The following is a 13,791-nucleotide window of genomic DNA, read 5'->3' as shown; positions in this document are numbered from 1 at the left end:
CACGTTCGCGCCCTTTCCTATTGGATCTTACCGGAACGGCGGGCTGTAGAGCAGGCCACCATCGGTCCACTGAGCGTTCAGGCCACGGGCCAGACCGATCGGGGTGGATTCGCCGATATTGCCTTCGAACAGCTCACCGTAGTTGCCGACAGCCGCGATGGCGTTGGCAGCCCAGTCCGCTTCGAGGCCGAGCATCGCGCCCAGTTCACCCTCGGTGCCCAGAAGGCGACGGATTTCCGGGTTCTCGGTGGAACCGGCGATATCGCCGACATTGGCCGAGGTCACGCCCAGCTCTTCCGCTGCGATCAGTGCGTTCAGCGTCCAGCGAACGACATCGCCCCACTCGTGGTCGCCATGGCGAACCAGCGGGCCGAGCGGCTCTTTGGAGACGATCTCGGGCAGAACGACGTGCGCCGACGGGTCTTCGAACGTGGCGCGCGTTGCGGCCAGGCCCGATGCGTCGGTGGTGTAGACGTCGCAGGCACCGGCCAGGTACTGCTGCTGTGCTTCCGCGTTGGTCTCGATCGGCACGGGCTCGTAGCTCATGTTGTTCGAGGAGAAGAAGTCAGCAAGGTTCAGTTCGGTCGTGGTGCCGGTCTGGATGCAGACGGTTGCGCCGTCCAGTTCCAGCGCGGAGGACACGCCGAGGTCACGGGGAACCATGAAGCCCTGACCGTCGTAGTAGTTGATGCCGACGAATTCGAACGCCAGGTCGACGTCACGAGAGAACGTCCACGTGGTGTTGCGTGCCAGCATGTCGATCTCGCCGGAGGCCAGCGCGGTGAAGCGGGTCTGACCGGTGGTCGGAACGAATTCGACTGCGTTCGCGTCGCCCAGAACGGCGGCGGCCACGGCGCGGCAGACGCCGACGTCAAAGCCCTGCCATTCGCCGTTCGCGTCAGGTGCCGCGAAACCGGTCAGGCCGGTGGTGACGCCGCAATTCAGCGTACCACGTTCCTGGACCTGAGCCAGCGTGCCGCCCGCATGGGCGTCCGCTGCCGCGTAACCTGCAGCGACACCAGCGACTGCGAGTGTGCCGAGAAATACGGATTTTTTCATTTTTACCTCTTCCTGTGGGACCGCCCGTCGGAACATCTTTCGTGTCCGTCGGGCCTTGGCATATGCCGGGAGGGCCTGTTGTAACCCTCGCCGTCGCCAAAATGGGCAAATCTGAAGCATAAGGTCAAGGGCAACACACAGGGAACGCCGCGCAGAAACACTGTGTTAGCGCGTGCAGATCGGGCATTTGGTCATAAATTGCGCAATGCTATCCGGGGGCTGCCCAGCGCGGCGTCACTTGGCAAAGCAGGCGGCCCAGAATTCTTCGGCCTGCAGCAATTGCGCCTTTCGGGCCTCTGCGGCCGCGTCAGCCTCTTCATCGCGGCCCCATTGCTCGATCTGCCAGTCTTCGTCGATTCGGCTGAGATCAAAGGCTTGCGCGGCATTCACACGCTGCCGGGACACCGCAAGACCCAGCACCAGTGACCCGGTCAACGTCACCAGATCATGCAGCGCGACCAGGGCAAAAGCATCCGTGCCATGGACCGCCGCCGACAGGTTTTCGATGGAGCGCGCCGGTTGCGCCACCGGCACGATGCCCGCGGTGATCGCAAGCGGCGCGTCATAGGTTTCCCTGGCCCAGTGCAGAAGCGGATCCCACGCCTCCGCCTGACGTTGCGTCAGCGCCTCCGGCCCCTCCGCGCGGTAGCACAGAAGATCGGTCTCTCCGTATCCCGCAAGCATGTCCGCCACCGCCGCGTGCTGCGGCACGACCCGCTCCACGGCCGAATTGACGCAGCGGGTGAACGGCATCTCCTGGGGCCTGATCTCCCCCTCCTGCGCGTCCCATTCCTGTGCCACCGCCTCGGCCAGGGCGCGGGTCGGCATCACCAGCGGGCGCTTGCCCGGCGTGTTGAGCATCTTGCCGTCCAGCGCCACCTGGAAGCCGCCCTCCACCGCCACGACAGCGGTCTCCGTCCAGAACCGTTTCGCCTTCCATTCCGTCATGCGCAGGCCCAACCCTCTCGTGTCGCGGCGGGCAATTCGGCGAAGTCCGACAAGACCGCCACGGCCCCCGCATCGCGCAGCTCCGCCGCCGGGTGATAGCCCCAGCCGACGCCGATCCCGCGCACGCACGCCGCCCGCGCCATCTCCATATCGAAACTCGTGTCGCCGACCATCACCGCATCGCCCGCCTCCACACCCGTCTCCGACAGACAGCTCAGCACCATCGACGGATGCGGCTTGGACGGGTGGTGGTCTGAGACCTGCACGCTTTGGAACGTCCGCTCCCACCCGTGCAGCTCGATCAGGTGATCCAGCCCGCGCCGCGATTTGCCGGTGGCGACCCCCAGAAGCGTGTCGGGCTGCGCGGCCAATTCCGCCAGGACCTCCGCCGCGCCGGGATAAAGCGGCGATTGCGCCGCCCCCGACATCCTGAGCGACGCGAACGTGTCCTTGTAGGCGGCGGTCAGGTCGTCGCGCAGATGTGCGTGATCCGGCACCAGCCGCACGAACGCCTCCGGCAGGGACAGGCCCACGATCGACAGAATCGCCTCGCGCGGCGGCACCGGCAGGCCATGGGCCCGAAACGCGCCCTCCATGGAGGCAAGGATATGCCCCTGGCTGTCCACCAGCGTCCCGTCCACGTCGAAGATCACCAGCCGCAGGGTCAAAACGTCGCCTCCTCGAACGGATCGGCGGGCACGTCGGACGGATGCCAGCCCAGCGTGTCCCATGTCTTGGCCATGTGGTCCGACAAGGGTGCGATCAGGTTCACCACCGCCCCCGTCATCGGATGGGTCAGCGTCAGCGACCGCGCGTGCAGATGCAGCTTGCGGCTGATCTCTCCGCCCAGTTGCGCGCCCCAACCGTCGCCCAAATTCTCCTGCCCCGATCCGCCGTATTTTCCGTCCCCGATAATCGGATGCCCAAGCTCCGCCATATGGGCGCGCAGCTGGTGGGTGCGGCCCGTGATCGGCACCAGAGCACACCACGAAACGCGCCCGCCCAGGTTCGACAGCACGGCGTAGTCCGTCTCCGCCCGCTTGGCGCCTTCGACATGGCGCACCTCGTCGGGCATCACCGCGCGCATCTTCTCGTTCTCTCCGCCGCGCCCGTGGCCGGGGGCCTTCACCAGCCCGTACTTGATCGTCCCCATCTTCGGCAGCGGCGTGCCCGCCACGGCGGCCCAATAGATCTTGCGCGTCTCCCGCGCCCGGAACGCATCGGTCAGGGCCTTGGCCCCCATCCGCGTGCGCGCCATCAGCAGAACGCCCGATGTGTCCTTGTCCAGCCGATGCACAAGGCGCGGCTTCTCGTCGTAGCCGAAGCTCAACACCTCCGACAGGCCGTCCACATGCCGCGTTTGACCCGTGCCACCTTGCGTGGGCAGGCCCGCAGGCTTGTTGAGCGCAAGGATATGGTCGTCGCGATAGATCACGGCCTTGCGCATCATCTCCGCATCGGCCTCCGAAATCCGGGCGGCCCGCGCGGGTGCGGGCGCCTCGCCATCGGGCAGAGGCGGGATGCGCACCTGCTGACCCGGTTCAAGGCGAGTTGAGCTTTTCACCCGCCCGCCATCGACGCGGATTTCCCCCTTGCGGCACATCTTCTCGATCCGACCCTGCGGGATATGGGGAAAGATGCGGCGAAACCACCGGTCCAGCCGCTGATCCCCGTCATCGGGGCCGACTTCAAGGGTCTGAACACCGCTCATGCCACCATCCCCCGCGCCACCCAGAGCCCCGCCGCCAGGCCAAGGATCGACAGCCCCACCGACAGCCCGACATAAAGCGCCGCCAAGCCGTAATCGCCACGCTCATAAAGCGTCATCGTCTCCAGCGAAAAGGCGGAGAATGTGGTGAACCCGCCCAGAAAGCCGGTCATCACCAGCGGCGACAGATGCGTCAGCCCGCGATGCGCGGCGATGACGACGAACAGGCCCATCAGGAACGACCCGATCACGTTGACCAACAGGATCGGCACGGGGAATGCACCGATCCCGAAGACGCGGATCACCCCTAACCCGGTCAGGTATCGCAGCACGGAGCCGAATGCGCCGCCAAGGGCAACTTGCAGGACAGCAATCATGGGCGTGGGATGCGGCGCGCGGGCGGGGATGTCAACGGGCGGACGAGGCCGGCGTCGGGTCCTGGACCGGCGATCCCGCCGGTTGCGCCCGCCCCTTTATGCCCGCCGAACCAACGCGCCTCACTGAACGGCAGTCCACGCCTCACCGAAATCGCCGGGCCGAGGGAGGGCCCGACGATGGCCGGGCGGCTGCGCCGCTGTTAACCGGCTGATCGCTTCACACAACCGTAGGGCGGGCCACGTCCCGCCGCCCGATCACGTCCCGCGCTTCTTCCGCAACCCGTCGAACCACTCCACCCGCTTCTTCAACTCCCGCTCGAACCCGCGCTCCTTCGGCTCGAAGAACCGCGCCCGTGACATCGTATCGGGAAAGTAATTCGCCCCGGAAAACCCGTCCTCGTGGTCGTGGTCATAGGCATATCCCTTGCCATAACCCTGATCCTTCATCATCGCCGTCGGCGCGTTAAGGATATGCTTGGGCGGCATCGCCGACCCGGTGGATTTCGCACTCGCCCGCGCCGCCTTGTAGGCCACGTAATTCGCGTTCGATTTGGGCGCGAGCGCCAGGTAGATCAAAGCCTGAGACAGCGCCAATTCCCCTTCGGGCGAGCCCAATCGCTCGTACGTCTCCCACGCATCCAGGCACATGCGCTGCGCTTGTGGGTCGGCCAGCCCGATATCCTCCACCGCCATGCGCGTGATCCGCCGCGCCAGGTACCTCGGGTCCTCGCCGCCCTCCAGCATCCGCGCGAACCAGTAAAGCGCCGCATCCGGGTCCGACCCGCGCACCGATTTGTGCAGGGCGGAGATCAGGTTGTAATGGACATCGCCCGACTTGTCGTATTGCGCCGCGCGCCGTTGCAACCGCGCGCCCAGCGCCTTGGTGTCCAACGGCTCCGCCTTCCACGCGGCCACCTGCTCGACAAGGTTCAGAAGCGACCGCCCGTCCCCATCCGCCATTTCACGCAGCGCGATCCGCGCATCGGGCAGCAAAGGCAGCGTGCGATCCAGCTCCGCCTCGGCCCGCTGAAGCAGCGCCTCAAGATCGTCGTCGCCAAGCCGCTCCAGCACCATCACTTGGCTGCGGGACATAACGGCGGCGTTCAACTCGAAGGAAGGGTTCTCGGTCGTCGCGCCGACCAGAAGGATCATGCCATCCTCCATATGCGGCAGGAAGCTGTCCTGCTGCGCTTTGTTGAAGCGGTGGATTTCGTCGACGAACAAAAGCGTGCCCTTGCCGTTCTGACGGCGCAATTTCGCACCCTCGAACACTTTCCGCAGATCCGGCACACCGGTGAAAATCGCGCTGATCTGGACGAAATGCAGGTCCGTCTCGTCGGCCAGCAGGCGCGCGATGGTCGTTTTGCCCACCCCCGGCGGCCCCCAGAAGATGAGGGAGGACAGCGATCCACTGTCCAGCATCACCCGCAAACTGCCCTCCGGCCCCAGAATATGGCTCTGCCCGATGACCTCGGACAGTGTGGCAGGCCGTAGCCGGTCCGCCAAAGGGCGCGGCCCTTTCGGCGCGTCCTGCGCCGCCGCAGATGTGTCGAACAGATCAGCCATGATGCACAAGGCTACGCCCCTGCCAAAGGGGCGGCAAGGCTTAAGAAAGTATGAAGGAAATCGTCTTTATAGCTTATTTGCAATCACTTAGGCCTGCTTATCACGCGTGATAAGCACACCCTTCTCCCGCCTCAATGCATCTTCGAGGCCATCGAGACAAAGTAGCACCGATGCGCCACGCCGCCGATCTTCATCACCGGCCCGCCCGGCTCCATGTCGATCCCCAACCGGCGCCCCAGCCGCGGGATGCCGATGGGCAGAAGCCCCAGAAGCGTCGTGGCCCCCAACGCGCGGGCCGAGCGCACCATGTGCCCCATCAGCGACAGCTGCACATCGCGGCGGATATCGGTCTCCACCCCCTCGGCGACGAAAAGGCGGTTCGCGTCCCAGATATGCTCGGCAATTGGCGCGGTCTCGTCCAGCAGGTTGGCCGGGATCGCGTCCAGCAAGCCCCGCTGCGCATCGCGCACCATGTAGCTATAAATCCCGCACGACGCCGTGGTGGGCGTCAGCCGCACACCCGCCAGAACCCGCGTCCCGTCATGGACACAAACCCACCGGCTTTGCGCCGTGTCATATTGGTCGAACTCCATCCCCTCCTCGGACGGGATTTCCCAGCCCTTCTCCTCGATGAAGGTCCGGTGCCTTGCCCGCAGCATGTTGGTGAAAAGCGGGCCGTGATTGTAGAAGTTGTCGAACGAAAGGGTCGTGCTTTGCATATGCGCCTCCTGTGAGGTGAATCGTCATCAACGACACCGCTTTGGAAGGCTCACATTCTGCGACCGAAGCCGCGTTCGCTCAGATCAATCCGTACTCCTTGGCCCGTTGCACGGCTTCTGCCGTAGTCCGGGCCATGAGCTTCTGACGCGCAGACGTCAGGCGCGCCTTGAACGCGCTTTCAGATATGCCGAGCTTGGCGGCAGCAGCTGCATGGCGGTCCCCCTCCGCGATGCATTTCAGTGCGTCGGCTTGCGCCTTTGACAGGCGGGCCGGCGGTTCGGACAGATCGTGCATCCGGTGCACGATCCGATAGACAAGCTCCATCTCGTCCTCGGTGAACTCACGGTCCGCGCGGCTTGCACCCGCGATCGTGCGTGAGGACATCGGACCGATGGAGGCGATCATCCCGTATTTCAGGCCGTATTCAGCGGATTCCTGCAAGATCCCGAACGGGTCCGGCAATCCGATCTGGCTCCAACGGCGCGTCCCCGTGTGGCTCAGCCCCCAGGCCAGCGTCGGGTCGCGCAATCCATAAAGCTTGGAGGTGTAAACCTCCTGCCAGGTATCCGGATAGGTGTTCACCATGATCAACGGCGACACGTACCGAATGTGCAGCCCGACGGCGAACCCTGCCGGGGCCGCCAACGAAAGCTCGTGCAGCAACAAGTCGAGAACCGGCGCTTTCGTCATGGAACCCACCAAATAGACATGACCATTTAGATAGGTTGCCCGACATGCGGTCAAGCTGGATAGTATTGGACTGACTTTGAACGGTGAGATGAATGACCAGAGAGATCGACCCCGATCTTTTCGCGCGTCTCATGAAGTTATCCCCAAAGACGCGCCATGACCTTCTCGAATATTTCGGGCAAACCTCGGTGCCGCCGGGCGATGTCGCGCGTTTGGTCAAACAGCACGGTGCCGAAGGGGACGGCGACCGTCCCTGATTGCAGGCCATCACGCGCTTGAAGCCAAAGAAAAAGCCCCCCGCATCGTGGCGGAGGGCTTTCGTGTATTCGGGCCGATGCGGCGCGGACGCGCGCTTAGTCTTCCAGCGCGTCCTCGGCTTCGATTCGCGCGCGGTCAGATGCGCCCTTGGCGTCCACGTCGCGATCCACGAATTCGATGATCGCCATCGGCGCCATGTCACCGTAGCGGAAACCCGCCTTCAGGACGCGCACATACCCGCCGGAGCGTTCCGCATAGCGAGGTCCGAGCACGTCGAACAGCTTGGCGACGTATTGATCCTGCTTGAGCTGCGACGCGGCCTGGCGTCGGGCGTGCAGATCGCCACGCTTGGCCAGCGTGATCAGTTTCTCGATGATCGGACGAAGCTCCTTCGCCTTGGGCAGGGTCGTCTTGATCTGTTCATGTTCGATGAGCGAGCCGGACATGTTGGCGAACATCGCCTTGCGATGCTCGTGGGTCCGGTTCAGGCGGCGGTATCCGCGGGCGTGACGCATTGTCTATCTCCAATTTCGGTGCCCTCTACGGGCGATTTTGCTTTGTCCGGGGCCCCATGCGTGTGTGGGGCCCTCTCCTTGGGGCCAGCTTTTGCGAACCCAGTACGTTCCCCGGCATGATCCGGGCATTGCGCGGGCGAAGATTTCTCCCCGCCCGCAAACTCTTCAGAAGTTGTCTTCGTACTTCTTGGCCAGCTCTTCGATATTATCGGGCGGCCAATCGACGATATCCATGCCGAGGTGCAGGCCCATGCCGGACAGCACTTCCTTGATCTCGTTGAGCGACTTGCGGCCGAAGTTCGGCGTGCGCAGCATCTCTGCTTCGGTCTTCTGGATCAGATCGCCGATATAGACGATGTTATCGTTCTTCAGGCAGTTCGCCGACCGCACGGACAGTTCCAGCTCATCCACCTTCTTCAAGAGAAGCGGGTTGAATTCCAGATCGTCCTCGTCGTCCTGACGGGTCGCACTTTCCGGCTCGTCGAAGTTCACGAAGATCGACAGCTGGTCCTGGATGATCCGCGCGGCATAGGCCACGGCATCGTCCGGCGTGACGGAGCCATCGGTTTCCAGCTTCAGCGTCAGCTTGTCGTAATCGAGGACCTGACCTTCGCGGGTCGGCTGCACGTCATACGACACCTTCTTGACCGGGGAATAGATCGCGTCGATCGGCATCAGGCCGATGGGCGCATCTTCCGGGCGGTTCTTGTCGGCCGCGACATAGCCTTTGCCGGTGTTCACGGTCAGCTCAATGTAAAGATCGGCGCCATCGTCGAGGTGGCAGATCACGTGGTCCTTGTTCAGAACCTCGATCCCTGCGGATTCGGAGATGTCACCGGCGGTCACGACCCGCGGCCCCTTGGCCGAGATCGACACACGCTTGGGCCCTTCGGCATCCATGCGGATGGCGACGCCCTTGAGGTTCAGGACGATGTCGGTGACGTCTTCACGCACACCAGCGACCGAGGAAAACTCGTGCAGCACACCGTCGATCTGGACGGAGGTGATGGCCGCGCCTTGCAGCGAGGACATCAGAACACGCCGCAGCGCGTTGCCGAGCGTCAGGCCAAAGCCCCGCTCCAGCGGTTCGGCCACGACGGTCGCTTTGCGCGCGGGGTCGTTACCGGGCTGAACAACCAACTGGGTCGGTTTGATCAGCTCTTGCCAATTTTTGTGGATCATGCGTCGCCTCCATGCTCGTGTCCGGGGGATCCATCCCGGACACACTCGAGGAAAAAATGACGGCACCGGGCCATGCCAAGGCAGGACCCGGTGGAAGAATAACCAGCCTTAGACGCGGCGGCGTTTGGGCGGGCGGCATCCGTTATGGGCCATCGGCGTCACGTCCCGAATGGACGAGATCTGGAAGCCGAGGGCGGCCAGGGCACGCAGCGCGCTTTCGCGGCCCGAACCGGGCCCCTGCACTTCGACCTCAAGCGTTTTCACGCCGTGGTCCTGTGCCTTCTTGCCCGCATCTTCCGCGGCCATTTGGGCGGCAAAAGGTGTGGACTTGCGGCTGCCCTTGAAGCCCATCGTGCCAGCGGACGACCATGCGATCGCATTGCCCTGCACGTCGGAAATCAGGATCTTTGTGTTGTTGAACGAAGAATTCACATGCGCAACGCCAGCGGCGATGTTCTTGGAAACCTTCTTCTTTGCGGGACGGCGATCACGTGCCATGTGTCCAGCCCTCCCTTATTTCTTCTTGCCGGCAATGGCCTTTGCGGGGCCTTTGCGGGTGCGTGCGTTGGTATGGGTGCGCTGACCGCGGACGGGCAGGTTGCGGCGATGGCGCAGGCCACGGTAGCAACCCAGGTCCATCAGGCGCTTGATGTTCATCTGCGTCTCACGGCGCAGGTCGCCCTCAACGCTGTAATTGGCGTCGATATGTTCACGGATCTGCAGGACTTCGGCGTCCGACAATTCGTTGATGCGGCGGGTGGCGTCGATACCAACCGCTTCGCAGATCGCTGCGGCGGAGGTGTGACCGATCCCGGTGATGTAGGTGAGCGCGATGGGAACGCGCTTGGACGTGGGGAGGTTGACCCCGGCAATACGTGCCATGTGTGGCATATCCTTTTTCGTTGCGAGCCCGTCATACCAGGCCCTTTTTTCACAACGTAAGCCCGGGCATTTCGTCCCGGGCTTGCGAGGTTGTCCCAAGGTTTCGGAATACGTCCGATTCCCGTGGAGATGGCGGTAGTTATGCCCGTCAAAGGCAAACGTCAAGGGGCGATCACAATCCCTTTCGATTGCAGGGAATCAGGCGTCCAGAACGCCCGCGATCGCGGCGGCGACTTCGTCGATCTCACCCAGGCCCGGAACCCACCGCAACTGACCCTTGGCGTGGTAATAGCCAAGCAGCGGAGAGGTCTTCTTGTAATATTCCATCAGACGGATCTTGAGGCTTTCCTCGTTGTCGTCTGCGCGCACCGGCTGCCCTGCGGCGGCGGCTTGCTTGGCGCGGTTCACGATGCGACCGACAAGGGCCTCATCGTTCACTTCCATCGCAATGACGTGGTCCAGCGATTGCCCAACCTCGTCCAGCAGGTTCGCCAGCGCGTCGGCTTGCGCCAGGGTGCGGGGGAAACCGTCGAAGATGAAGCCGGAGCCCCCTTTTTCCAGCTGTTCGCGGATCAGGCCGATGACGATCTCATCGGTCACAAGCTCTCCGCGATCCATGACACCGGCCACGAGATCGCCCATCTCGGTCCCGCTGGTGCGCGCGGCACGCAGCATGTCGCCCGTGGAAAGCTGCACCATGCCACGACCCTCGACGAGAATCTCGGCTTGAGTGCCTTTGCCCGCACCCGGCGGTCCTAGAAGAATGATGTTCATCGACGCGCTGGTCCCTTCCGCGGTTTCTTGGCGCCGCTTTTGCGCCCGCGGAGTTGGGACTTCTCAAGCAGCCCTTCGTATTGGTGCGCAAGCAGATGCGATTGGATCTGCTGCACCGTATCCATGCCCACCGAAACGATGATCAGGATCGAAGTGCCGCCAAAATAGGCAGTAATGGCCAGGTTTGTCCGCACAATTTCCGGCATGAGACAAACTAGCGCAAGGTAACCCGCGCCCAGAACAAGGATGCGGCGCACCACGTATTCCAAGTATTCCGCCGTCCGCTGTCCGGGCCGGATGCCGGGGATGAAACCGTTCTGGTTCTTCAGGTTGTCGGCGACGTCCTCCACCTTGAACGACACGTTGAGCGTGTAGAAGTAGGTGAAGAAGATGATCATCGAGGCGAAGAAAAGCAGGTAAAGCGGCTGGCCGGGTCCGAAATTCGCAAGAATCCAGCCCATGACCGGGCCATTACCCTCAGCCCCGCCGAACGTTGTCAGGGTGGTGGGCAGCAGCAACAGGGACGATGCGAAGATGGCCGGGATCACACCTGCGGGGTTCACCTTGATCGGCAAGTGGCTCGACCCGCCGTCATAGACCTTCATGCCGACCTGGCGGCGCGGATACTGGATGTGGATCTTGCGCAAAGATCGCTCCATGAACACCACGAAGAACAGCGTCGCGATCAGCATCACGATCACGCCCAGGATCGCGGGCGTGGTCAGCGCGCCGGACCGGCCCGTTTCGAAGAACTGGGCCAGGGCGGCGGGAATTTCGGCGATGATGCCCACGAAGATGATGAGCGAGATGCCGTTGCCGATGCCGCGCTGGGTGATCTGTTCACCCAACCACATCAGGAACATCGTGCCGCCGACCAGCGTGATGACGCAGGCCACGCGGAAGAACCAGCCCGGATCAGTCGCGAGCCCGCCCGATTCCATCGACACGGCCAAGCCATACGCCTGCGCCGTGGCCAGAACTACGGTACCGTAGCGGGTGTATTGGTTGATCTTCTTGCGGCCCTGCTCGCCCTCTTTCTTGAGCTGCTCCAGCGCCGGGACCATGGCCGTCATAAGCTGCACGATGATCGAGGCGGAGATATAGGGCATGATCCCGAGTGCGAAGACGCCCATCCGGCTCAGCGCGCCGCCGGTGAACATGTTCAACACGCCCCCCAGACCCGCCGCGGCCTGATCGAAGAACGCCTGAAGCTCCACCGGGTCGATGCCGGGAACGGGAATATAGGTGCCGATCCGGTAAATGATCAGAAGGCCAAGCGTGAACCAGATGCGTTGACGAAGCTCTGTCGCTTTGCCGAACGCGCTCCAGCTCATGTTGGAGGCCATTTGCTCCGCTGCTGATGCCATGCCGTCTCTCTTATGCGCTAAAGCCGCCAGACCCCCGCGTGGGGCCAAGCGGCGCAAGAAAACCTTGAGATAGGATGTAGGCGGAGAGGTCCCCGCCCACAAGCGTCACGGGGTTGAAACCCCCGTGAGTGGGTTACTCCGCCGCAGCAGGGGCCGCCACGTTCAGCGTACCGCCCGCCTTCTCAACCGCGTCCACGGCCGCTTTCGATGCACCGGTGACGGCGATGTTCAGCTTGCCCGAAACCTCGCCCTTGGCCAGAACCCGCACACCGTCCAGCTTGCGCCGCACGAGGCCGGAGGCGACCAGCGCGTCTTCGGTGATCTCTGCCTTGCCGTCGAGCTTGCCCGCATCCACGAATTTCTGGATCAGGCCAAGGTTCACAACGGCGAATTTCTTCCGGTTGGGCTTGTTGAAGCCACGCTTGGGCAGACGCTGGTAGAGCGGCATCTGGCCGCCCTCATAGGCGTTGATCGCCACGCCCGAACGGGATTTCTGACCCTTGATACCACGGCCAGCCGTCTTACCCATGCCCGAGCCGGGACCACGGCCGACGCGCTTGGGTTTCTTGGTGGCACCGGGATTGTCCCGCAATTCATGCAGTTTCATGTCGCTTCTCCTTTGCCGGATGCGGCCCCCAGCGACGGGAGCGGCCGACCACGGCGTTTGCACATTGTCATGGCCCCGGATTGGGCCACCCGGGGCGTATAAGCGCGCGGTCCGGTCTGCGCAACATGTTTTGGGCGGTCACGGCGGCAATGGGCCGCTTGCGCCGTAAGGAGTCCCCCCGGCATGGCGATGGGGGCTATCGGCGCGTCTCCGTACCGGGCCCTTACTCGTACCAATCCCCGAACCGTACCTCGGACGCCTCGCCCACCATCTCGGCGAATTCCGCAGGGTCTTGCGTGCCATTGTCCCGCCCCCGGTAATGGTAGGGATAGACGTAGCGCGGCCCGAAGGCACGCACGGCGTCCGCGGCGGCGGCGGCATCCATCGTGAACGGCAGGTTCATGCACACGAAGGCGAGGTCGATCCCCTCCAGGGCGCGCATTTCCGGGATGTCCTCGGTGTCGCCGGAGATGTAGATGCGAAAACCGCCCAGATCGAGGACGTAGCCATTGTCGCGCCCCTCCGGGTGGAAGTTCAGCCGCCCTTCTGTGGTATTGTAGGCCGGGATCGCCTGCACCAGGACACCGCCCCAGATCGTCTCCTGCCCATTGGCGATGGCCTCACTGTTCGTTGCGTCGGCCAATCGCCCGTGAACTGCCGGGTTGGCGATCACATGTGGATCGGTCTGCCGGATCGCGGCAAGCGTCGCCTCGTCGTAGTGATCGGAATGCTCGTGGGTTATCAGGACCAGGTCCGGCTCGGGTAGGCCGTCATAGGCCGCCCCACCGCCCACCGGATCGACGTGGATCGTGCCCATGGGCGTTTCCAACACGATCGAGGCATGGGAAATCGGATGAACTGTGACCGGGCCAATCGGCGTCTCGAACAGATCGCCCCCGTGCCCCTCGGCGCGCAACCGGAAGGGCAGCGCAAGGGTTCCGGCAGCGGCGGATAAGGCGAACATGGTCTGGCGGCGGCTTGGCATGGAATCGCTCCTTGAAGGATCAACGGATACGCCATCCTATTCCGCGCCGCCCATCCCGTCACGGCGCCCCTTCCCGGCCCGTCGCTTGGTCCCCCCGGAAAAACGGCAAAGCCCCGGCACGGGACCGGGGCTTTGGATGTAGCTCTGTGGATC

Annotated in this window: 17 protein-coding genes; 1 reads left to right on the top strand and 16 read right to left on the bottom strand. The window is 63.6% G+C overall.

What is annotated here, in order from left to right; genetic code table 11:
• Positions 1 to 27: 27 nt before the first annotated feature.
• From KUW62_RS00235 to KUW62_RS00200, 8 genes are all read right to left on the bottom strand, one after another.
• Positions 28 to 1,059, bottom strand: a complete 1,032-nt coding sequence (locus tag KUW62_RS00235) for an amino acid ABC transporter substrate-binding protein (protein WP_224813509.1) — start codon at positions 1,057 to 1,059, stop codon at positions 28 to 30.
• A gap of 234 nt (positions 1,060 to 1,293) precedes the next feature.
• Positions 1,294 to 2,007 carry an ATP12 family chaperone protein gene (locus KUW62_RS00230; protein ID WP_224813508.1) on the bottom strand — a complete coding sequence of 238 codons (714 nt, stop codon included), beginning with the start codon at positions 2,005 to 2,007 and terminating at the stop codon, positions 1,294 to 1,296.
• Positions 2,004 to 2,669 (bottom strand): HAD-IA family hydrolase, encoded by a 666-nt coding sequence (locus KUW62_RS00225; RefSeq protein WP_224817003.1) that lies wholly within the window; start codon positions 2,667 to 2,669, stop codon positions 2,004 to 2,006. Before KUW62_RS00225 ends, KUW62_RS00230 begins: the two co-directional genes overlap by 4 nt.
• A 2-nt stretch (positions 2,670 to 2,671) precedes the next feature.
• A complete protein-coding gene (locus KUW62_RS00220; RefSeq protein WP_224813507.1) occupies positions 2,672 to 3,718 on the bottom strand; it encodes an RluA family pseudouridine synthase in 1,047 nt (348 codons plus the stop codon).
• Positions 3,715 to 4,092: a fluoride efflux transporter CrcB gene (crcB, locus tag KUW62_RS00215; RefSeq protein ID WP_224813506.1), complete on the bottom strand. Its 378-nt coding sequence runs from the start codon at positions 4,090 to 4,092 to the stop codon at positions 3,715 to 3,717. The genes KUW62_RS00220 and crcB overlap by 4 nt, the downstream gene beginning before the upstream one ends.
• Positions 4,093 to 4,347: 255 nt before the next feature.
• The gene (locus KUW62_RS00210; protein ID WP_224813505.1) at positions 4,348 to 5,658 is read right to left on the bottom strand and encodes a replication-associated recombination protein A; all 1,311 of its coding nucleotides are present in this window, start codon (positions 5,656 to 5,658) and stop codon (positions 4,348 to 4,350) included.
• A gap of 131 nt (positions 5,659 to 5,789) precedes the next feature.
• Positions 5,790 to 6,377 carry an acyl-homoserine-lactone synthase gene (locus tag KUW62_RS00205; protein ID WP_224813504.1) on the bottom strand — a complete coding sequence of 196 codons (588 nt, stop codon included), beginning with the start codon at positions 6,375 to 6,377 and terminating at the stop codon, positions 5,790 to 5,792.
• A 79-nt stretch (positions 6,378 to 6,456) separates the two neighbouring features.
• Entirely contained in the window at positions 6,457 to 7,068 is a 612-nt protein-coding gene (locus KUW62_RS00200) for an autoinducer binding domain-containing protein (protein ID WP_224813503.1), read from the bottom strand.
• A gap of 92 nt (positions 7,069 to 7,160) precedes the next feature.
• Between KUW62_RS00200 and KUW62_RS00195 the strand changes: the two genes are divergently transcribed.
• The gene (locus KUW62_RS00195; RefSeq protein WP_224813502.1) at positions 7,161 to 7,325 is read left to right on the top strand and encodes a hypothetical protein; all 165 of its coding nucleotides are present in this window, start codon (positions 7,161 to 7,163) and stop codon (positions 7,323 to 7,325) included.
• A gap of 96 nt (positions 7,326 to 7,421) precedes the next feature.
• Here KUW62_RS00195 and rplQ read toward each other — a convergent pair whose 3' ends face one another.
• From rplQ to KUW62_RS00155, 8 genes are all read right to left on the bottom strand, one after another.
• Positions 7,422 to 7,841 carry a 50S ribosomal protein L17 gene (gene rplQ / locus KUW62_RS00190; RefSeq protein WP_224813501.1) on the bottom strand — a complete coding sequence of 140 codons (420 nt, stop codon included), beginning with the start codon at positions 7,839 to 7,841 and terminating at the stop codon, positions 7,422 to 7,424.
• A gap of 165 nt (positions 7,842 to 8,006) precedes the next feature.
• Positions 8,007 to 9,023 carry a DNA-directed RNA polymerase subunit alpha gene (locus KUW62_RS00185; RefSeq protein WP_224813500.1) on the bottom strand — a complete coding sequence of 339 codons (1,017 nt, stop codon included), beginning with the start codon at positions 9,021 to 9,023 and terminating at the stop codon, positions 8,007 to 8,009.
• Between the two features lie 108 nt (positions 9,024 to 9,131).
• Positions 9,132 to 9,521, bottom strand: coding sequence for a 30S ribosomal protein S11 (rpsK, locus tag KUW62_RS00180; RefSeq protein WP_224813499.1), 390 nt, complete (start codon positions 9,519 to 9,521; stop codon positions 9,132 to 9,134).
• Between the two features lie 15 nt (positions 9,522 to 9,536).
• Positions 9,537 to 9,905 carry a 30S ribosomal protein S13 gene (gene rpsM / locus KUW62_RS00175; RefSeq protein WP_224813498.1) on the bottom strand — a complete coding sequence of 123 codons (369 nt, stop codon included), beginning with the start codon at positions 9,903 to 9,905 and terminating at the stop codon, positions 9,537 to 9,539.
• Between the two features lie 198 nt (positions 9,906 to 10,103).
• Positions 10,104 to 10,679, bottom strand: a complete 576-nt coding sequence (locus KUW62_RS00170; protein ID WP_224813497.1) for an adenylate kinase — start codon at positions 10,677 to 10,679, stop codon at positions 10,104 to 10,106.
• On the bottom strand, positions 10,676 to 12,046 hold the full coding sequence (gene secY, locus KUW62_RS00165; protein ID WP_224813496.1) for a preprotein translocase subunit SecY: 1,371 nt from the start codon (positions 12,044 to 12,046) through the stop codon (positions 10,676 to 10,678). The genes KUW62_RS00170 and secY overlap by 4 nt, the downstream gene beginning before the upstream one ends.
• 133 nt (positions 12,047 to 12,179) lie before the next feature.
• Complete coding sequence (rplO, locus tag KUW62_RS00160; protein WP_224813495.1) at positions 12,180 to 12,653, bottom strand: 50S ribosomal protein L15; 474 nt, start codon at positions 12,651 to 12,653, stop codon at positions 12,180 to 12,182.
• Between the two features lie 223 nt (positions 12,654 to 12,876).
• A complete protein-coding gene (locus tag KUW62_RS00155) occupies positions 12,877 to 13,638 on the bottom strand; it encodes an MBL fold metallo-hydrolase (RefSeq protein ID WP_224813494.1) in 762 nt (253 codons plus the stop codon).
• Between the last annotated feature and the right edge of the window lie 153 nt (positions 13,639 to 13,791).

The organism is Hasllibacter sp. MH4015, from assembly GCF_020177575.1.
GTDB lineage: Bacteria > Pseudomonadota > Alphaproteobacteria > Rhodobacterales > Rhodobacteraceae > Gymnodinialimonas.
The sequence above is the reverse complement of the archived record's forward strand: the minus strand, read 5'-3'. Positions and strand labels throughout refer to the sequence as shown.

Coding starts and splice junctions, on each gene's coding strand:
- KUW62_RS00170 (WP_224813497.1), bottom strand. CDS start 10,679: ATGAACATCATTCTTCTAGGACCGCCGGGTGCGGGCAAAGGCACTCAA.
- secY (WP_224813496.1), bottom strand. CDS start 12,046: ATGGCATCAGCAGCGGAGCAAATGGCCTCCAACATGAGCTGGAGCGCG.
- rplQ (WP_224813501.1), bottom strand. CDS start 7,841: ATGCGTCACGCCCGCGGATACCGCCGCCTGAACCGGACCCACGAGCAT.
- KUW62_RS00195 (WP_224813502.1), top strand. CDS start 7,161: ATGACCAGAGAGATCGACCCCGATCTTTTCGCGCGTCTCATGAAGTTA.
- KUW62_RS00205 (WP_224813504.1), bottom strand. CDS start 6,377: ATGCAAAGCACGACCCTTTCGTTCGACAACTTCTACAATCACGGCCCG.
- KUW62_RS00230 (WP_224813508.1), bottom strand. CDS start 2,007: ATGACGGAATGGAAGGCGAAACGGTTCTGGACGGAGACCGCTGTCGTG.
- crcB (WP_224813506.1), bottom strand. CDS start 4,092: ATGATTGCTGTCCTGCAAGTTGCCCTTGGCGGCGCATTCGGCTCCGTG.
- KUW62_RS00200 (WP_224813503.1), bottom strand. CDS start 7,068: ATGACGAAAGCGCCGGTTCTCGACTTGTTGCTGCACGAGCTTTCGTTG.
- KUW62_RS00235 (WP_224813509.1), bottom strand. CDS start 1,059: ATGAAAAAATCCGTATTTCTCGGCACACTCGCAGTCGCTGGTGTCGCT.
- rpsK (WP_224813499.1), bottom strand. CDS start 9,521: ATGGCACGTGATCGCCGTCCCGCAAAGAAGAAGGTTTCCAAGAACATC.
- KUW62_RS00155 (WP_224813494.1), bottom strand. CDS start 13,638: ATGCCAAGCCGCCGCCAGACCATGTTCGCCTTATCCGCCGCTGCCGGA.
- KUW62_RS00185 (WP_224813500.1), bottom strand. CDS start 9,023: ATGATCCACAAAAATTGGCAAGAGCTGATCAAACCGACCCAGTTGGTT.
- rplO (WP_224813495.1), bottom strand. CDS start 12,653: ATGAAACTGCATGAATTGCGGGACAATCCCGGTGCCACCAAGAAACCC.
- KUW62_RS00210 (WP_224813505.1), bottom strand. CDS start 5,658: ATGGCTGATCTGTTCGACACATCTGCGGCGGCGCAGGACGCGCCGAAA.
- KUW62_RS00220 (WP_224813507.1), bottom strand. CDS start 3,718: ATGAGCGGTGTTCAGACCCTTGAAGTCGGCCCCGATGACGGGGATCAG.
- rpsM (WP_224813498.1), bottom strand. CDS start 9,905: ATGGCACGTATTGCCGGGGTCAACCTCCCCACGTCCAAGCGCGTTCCC.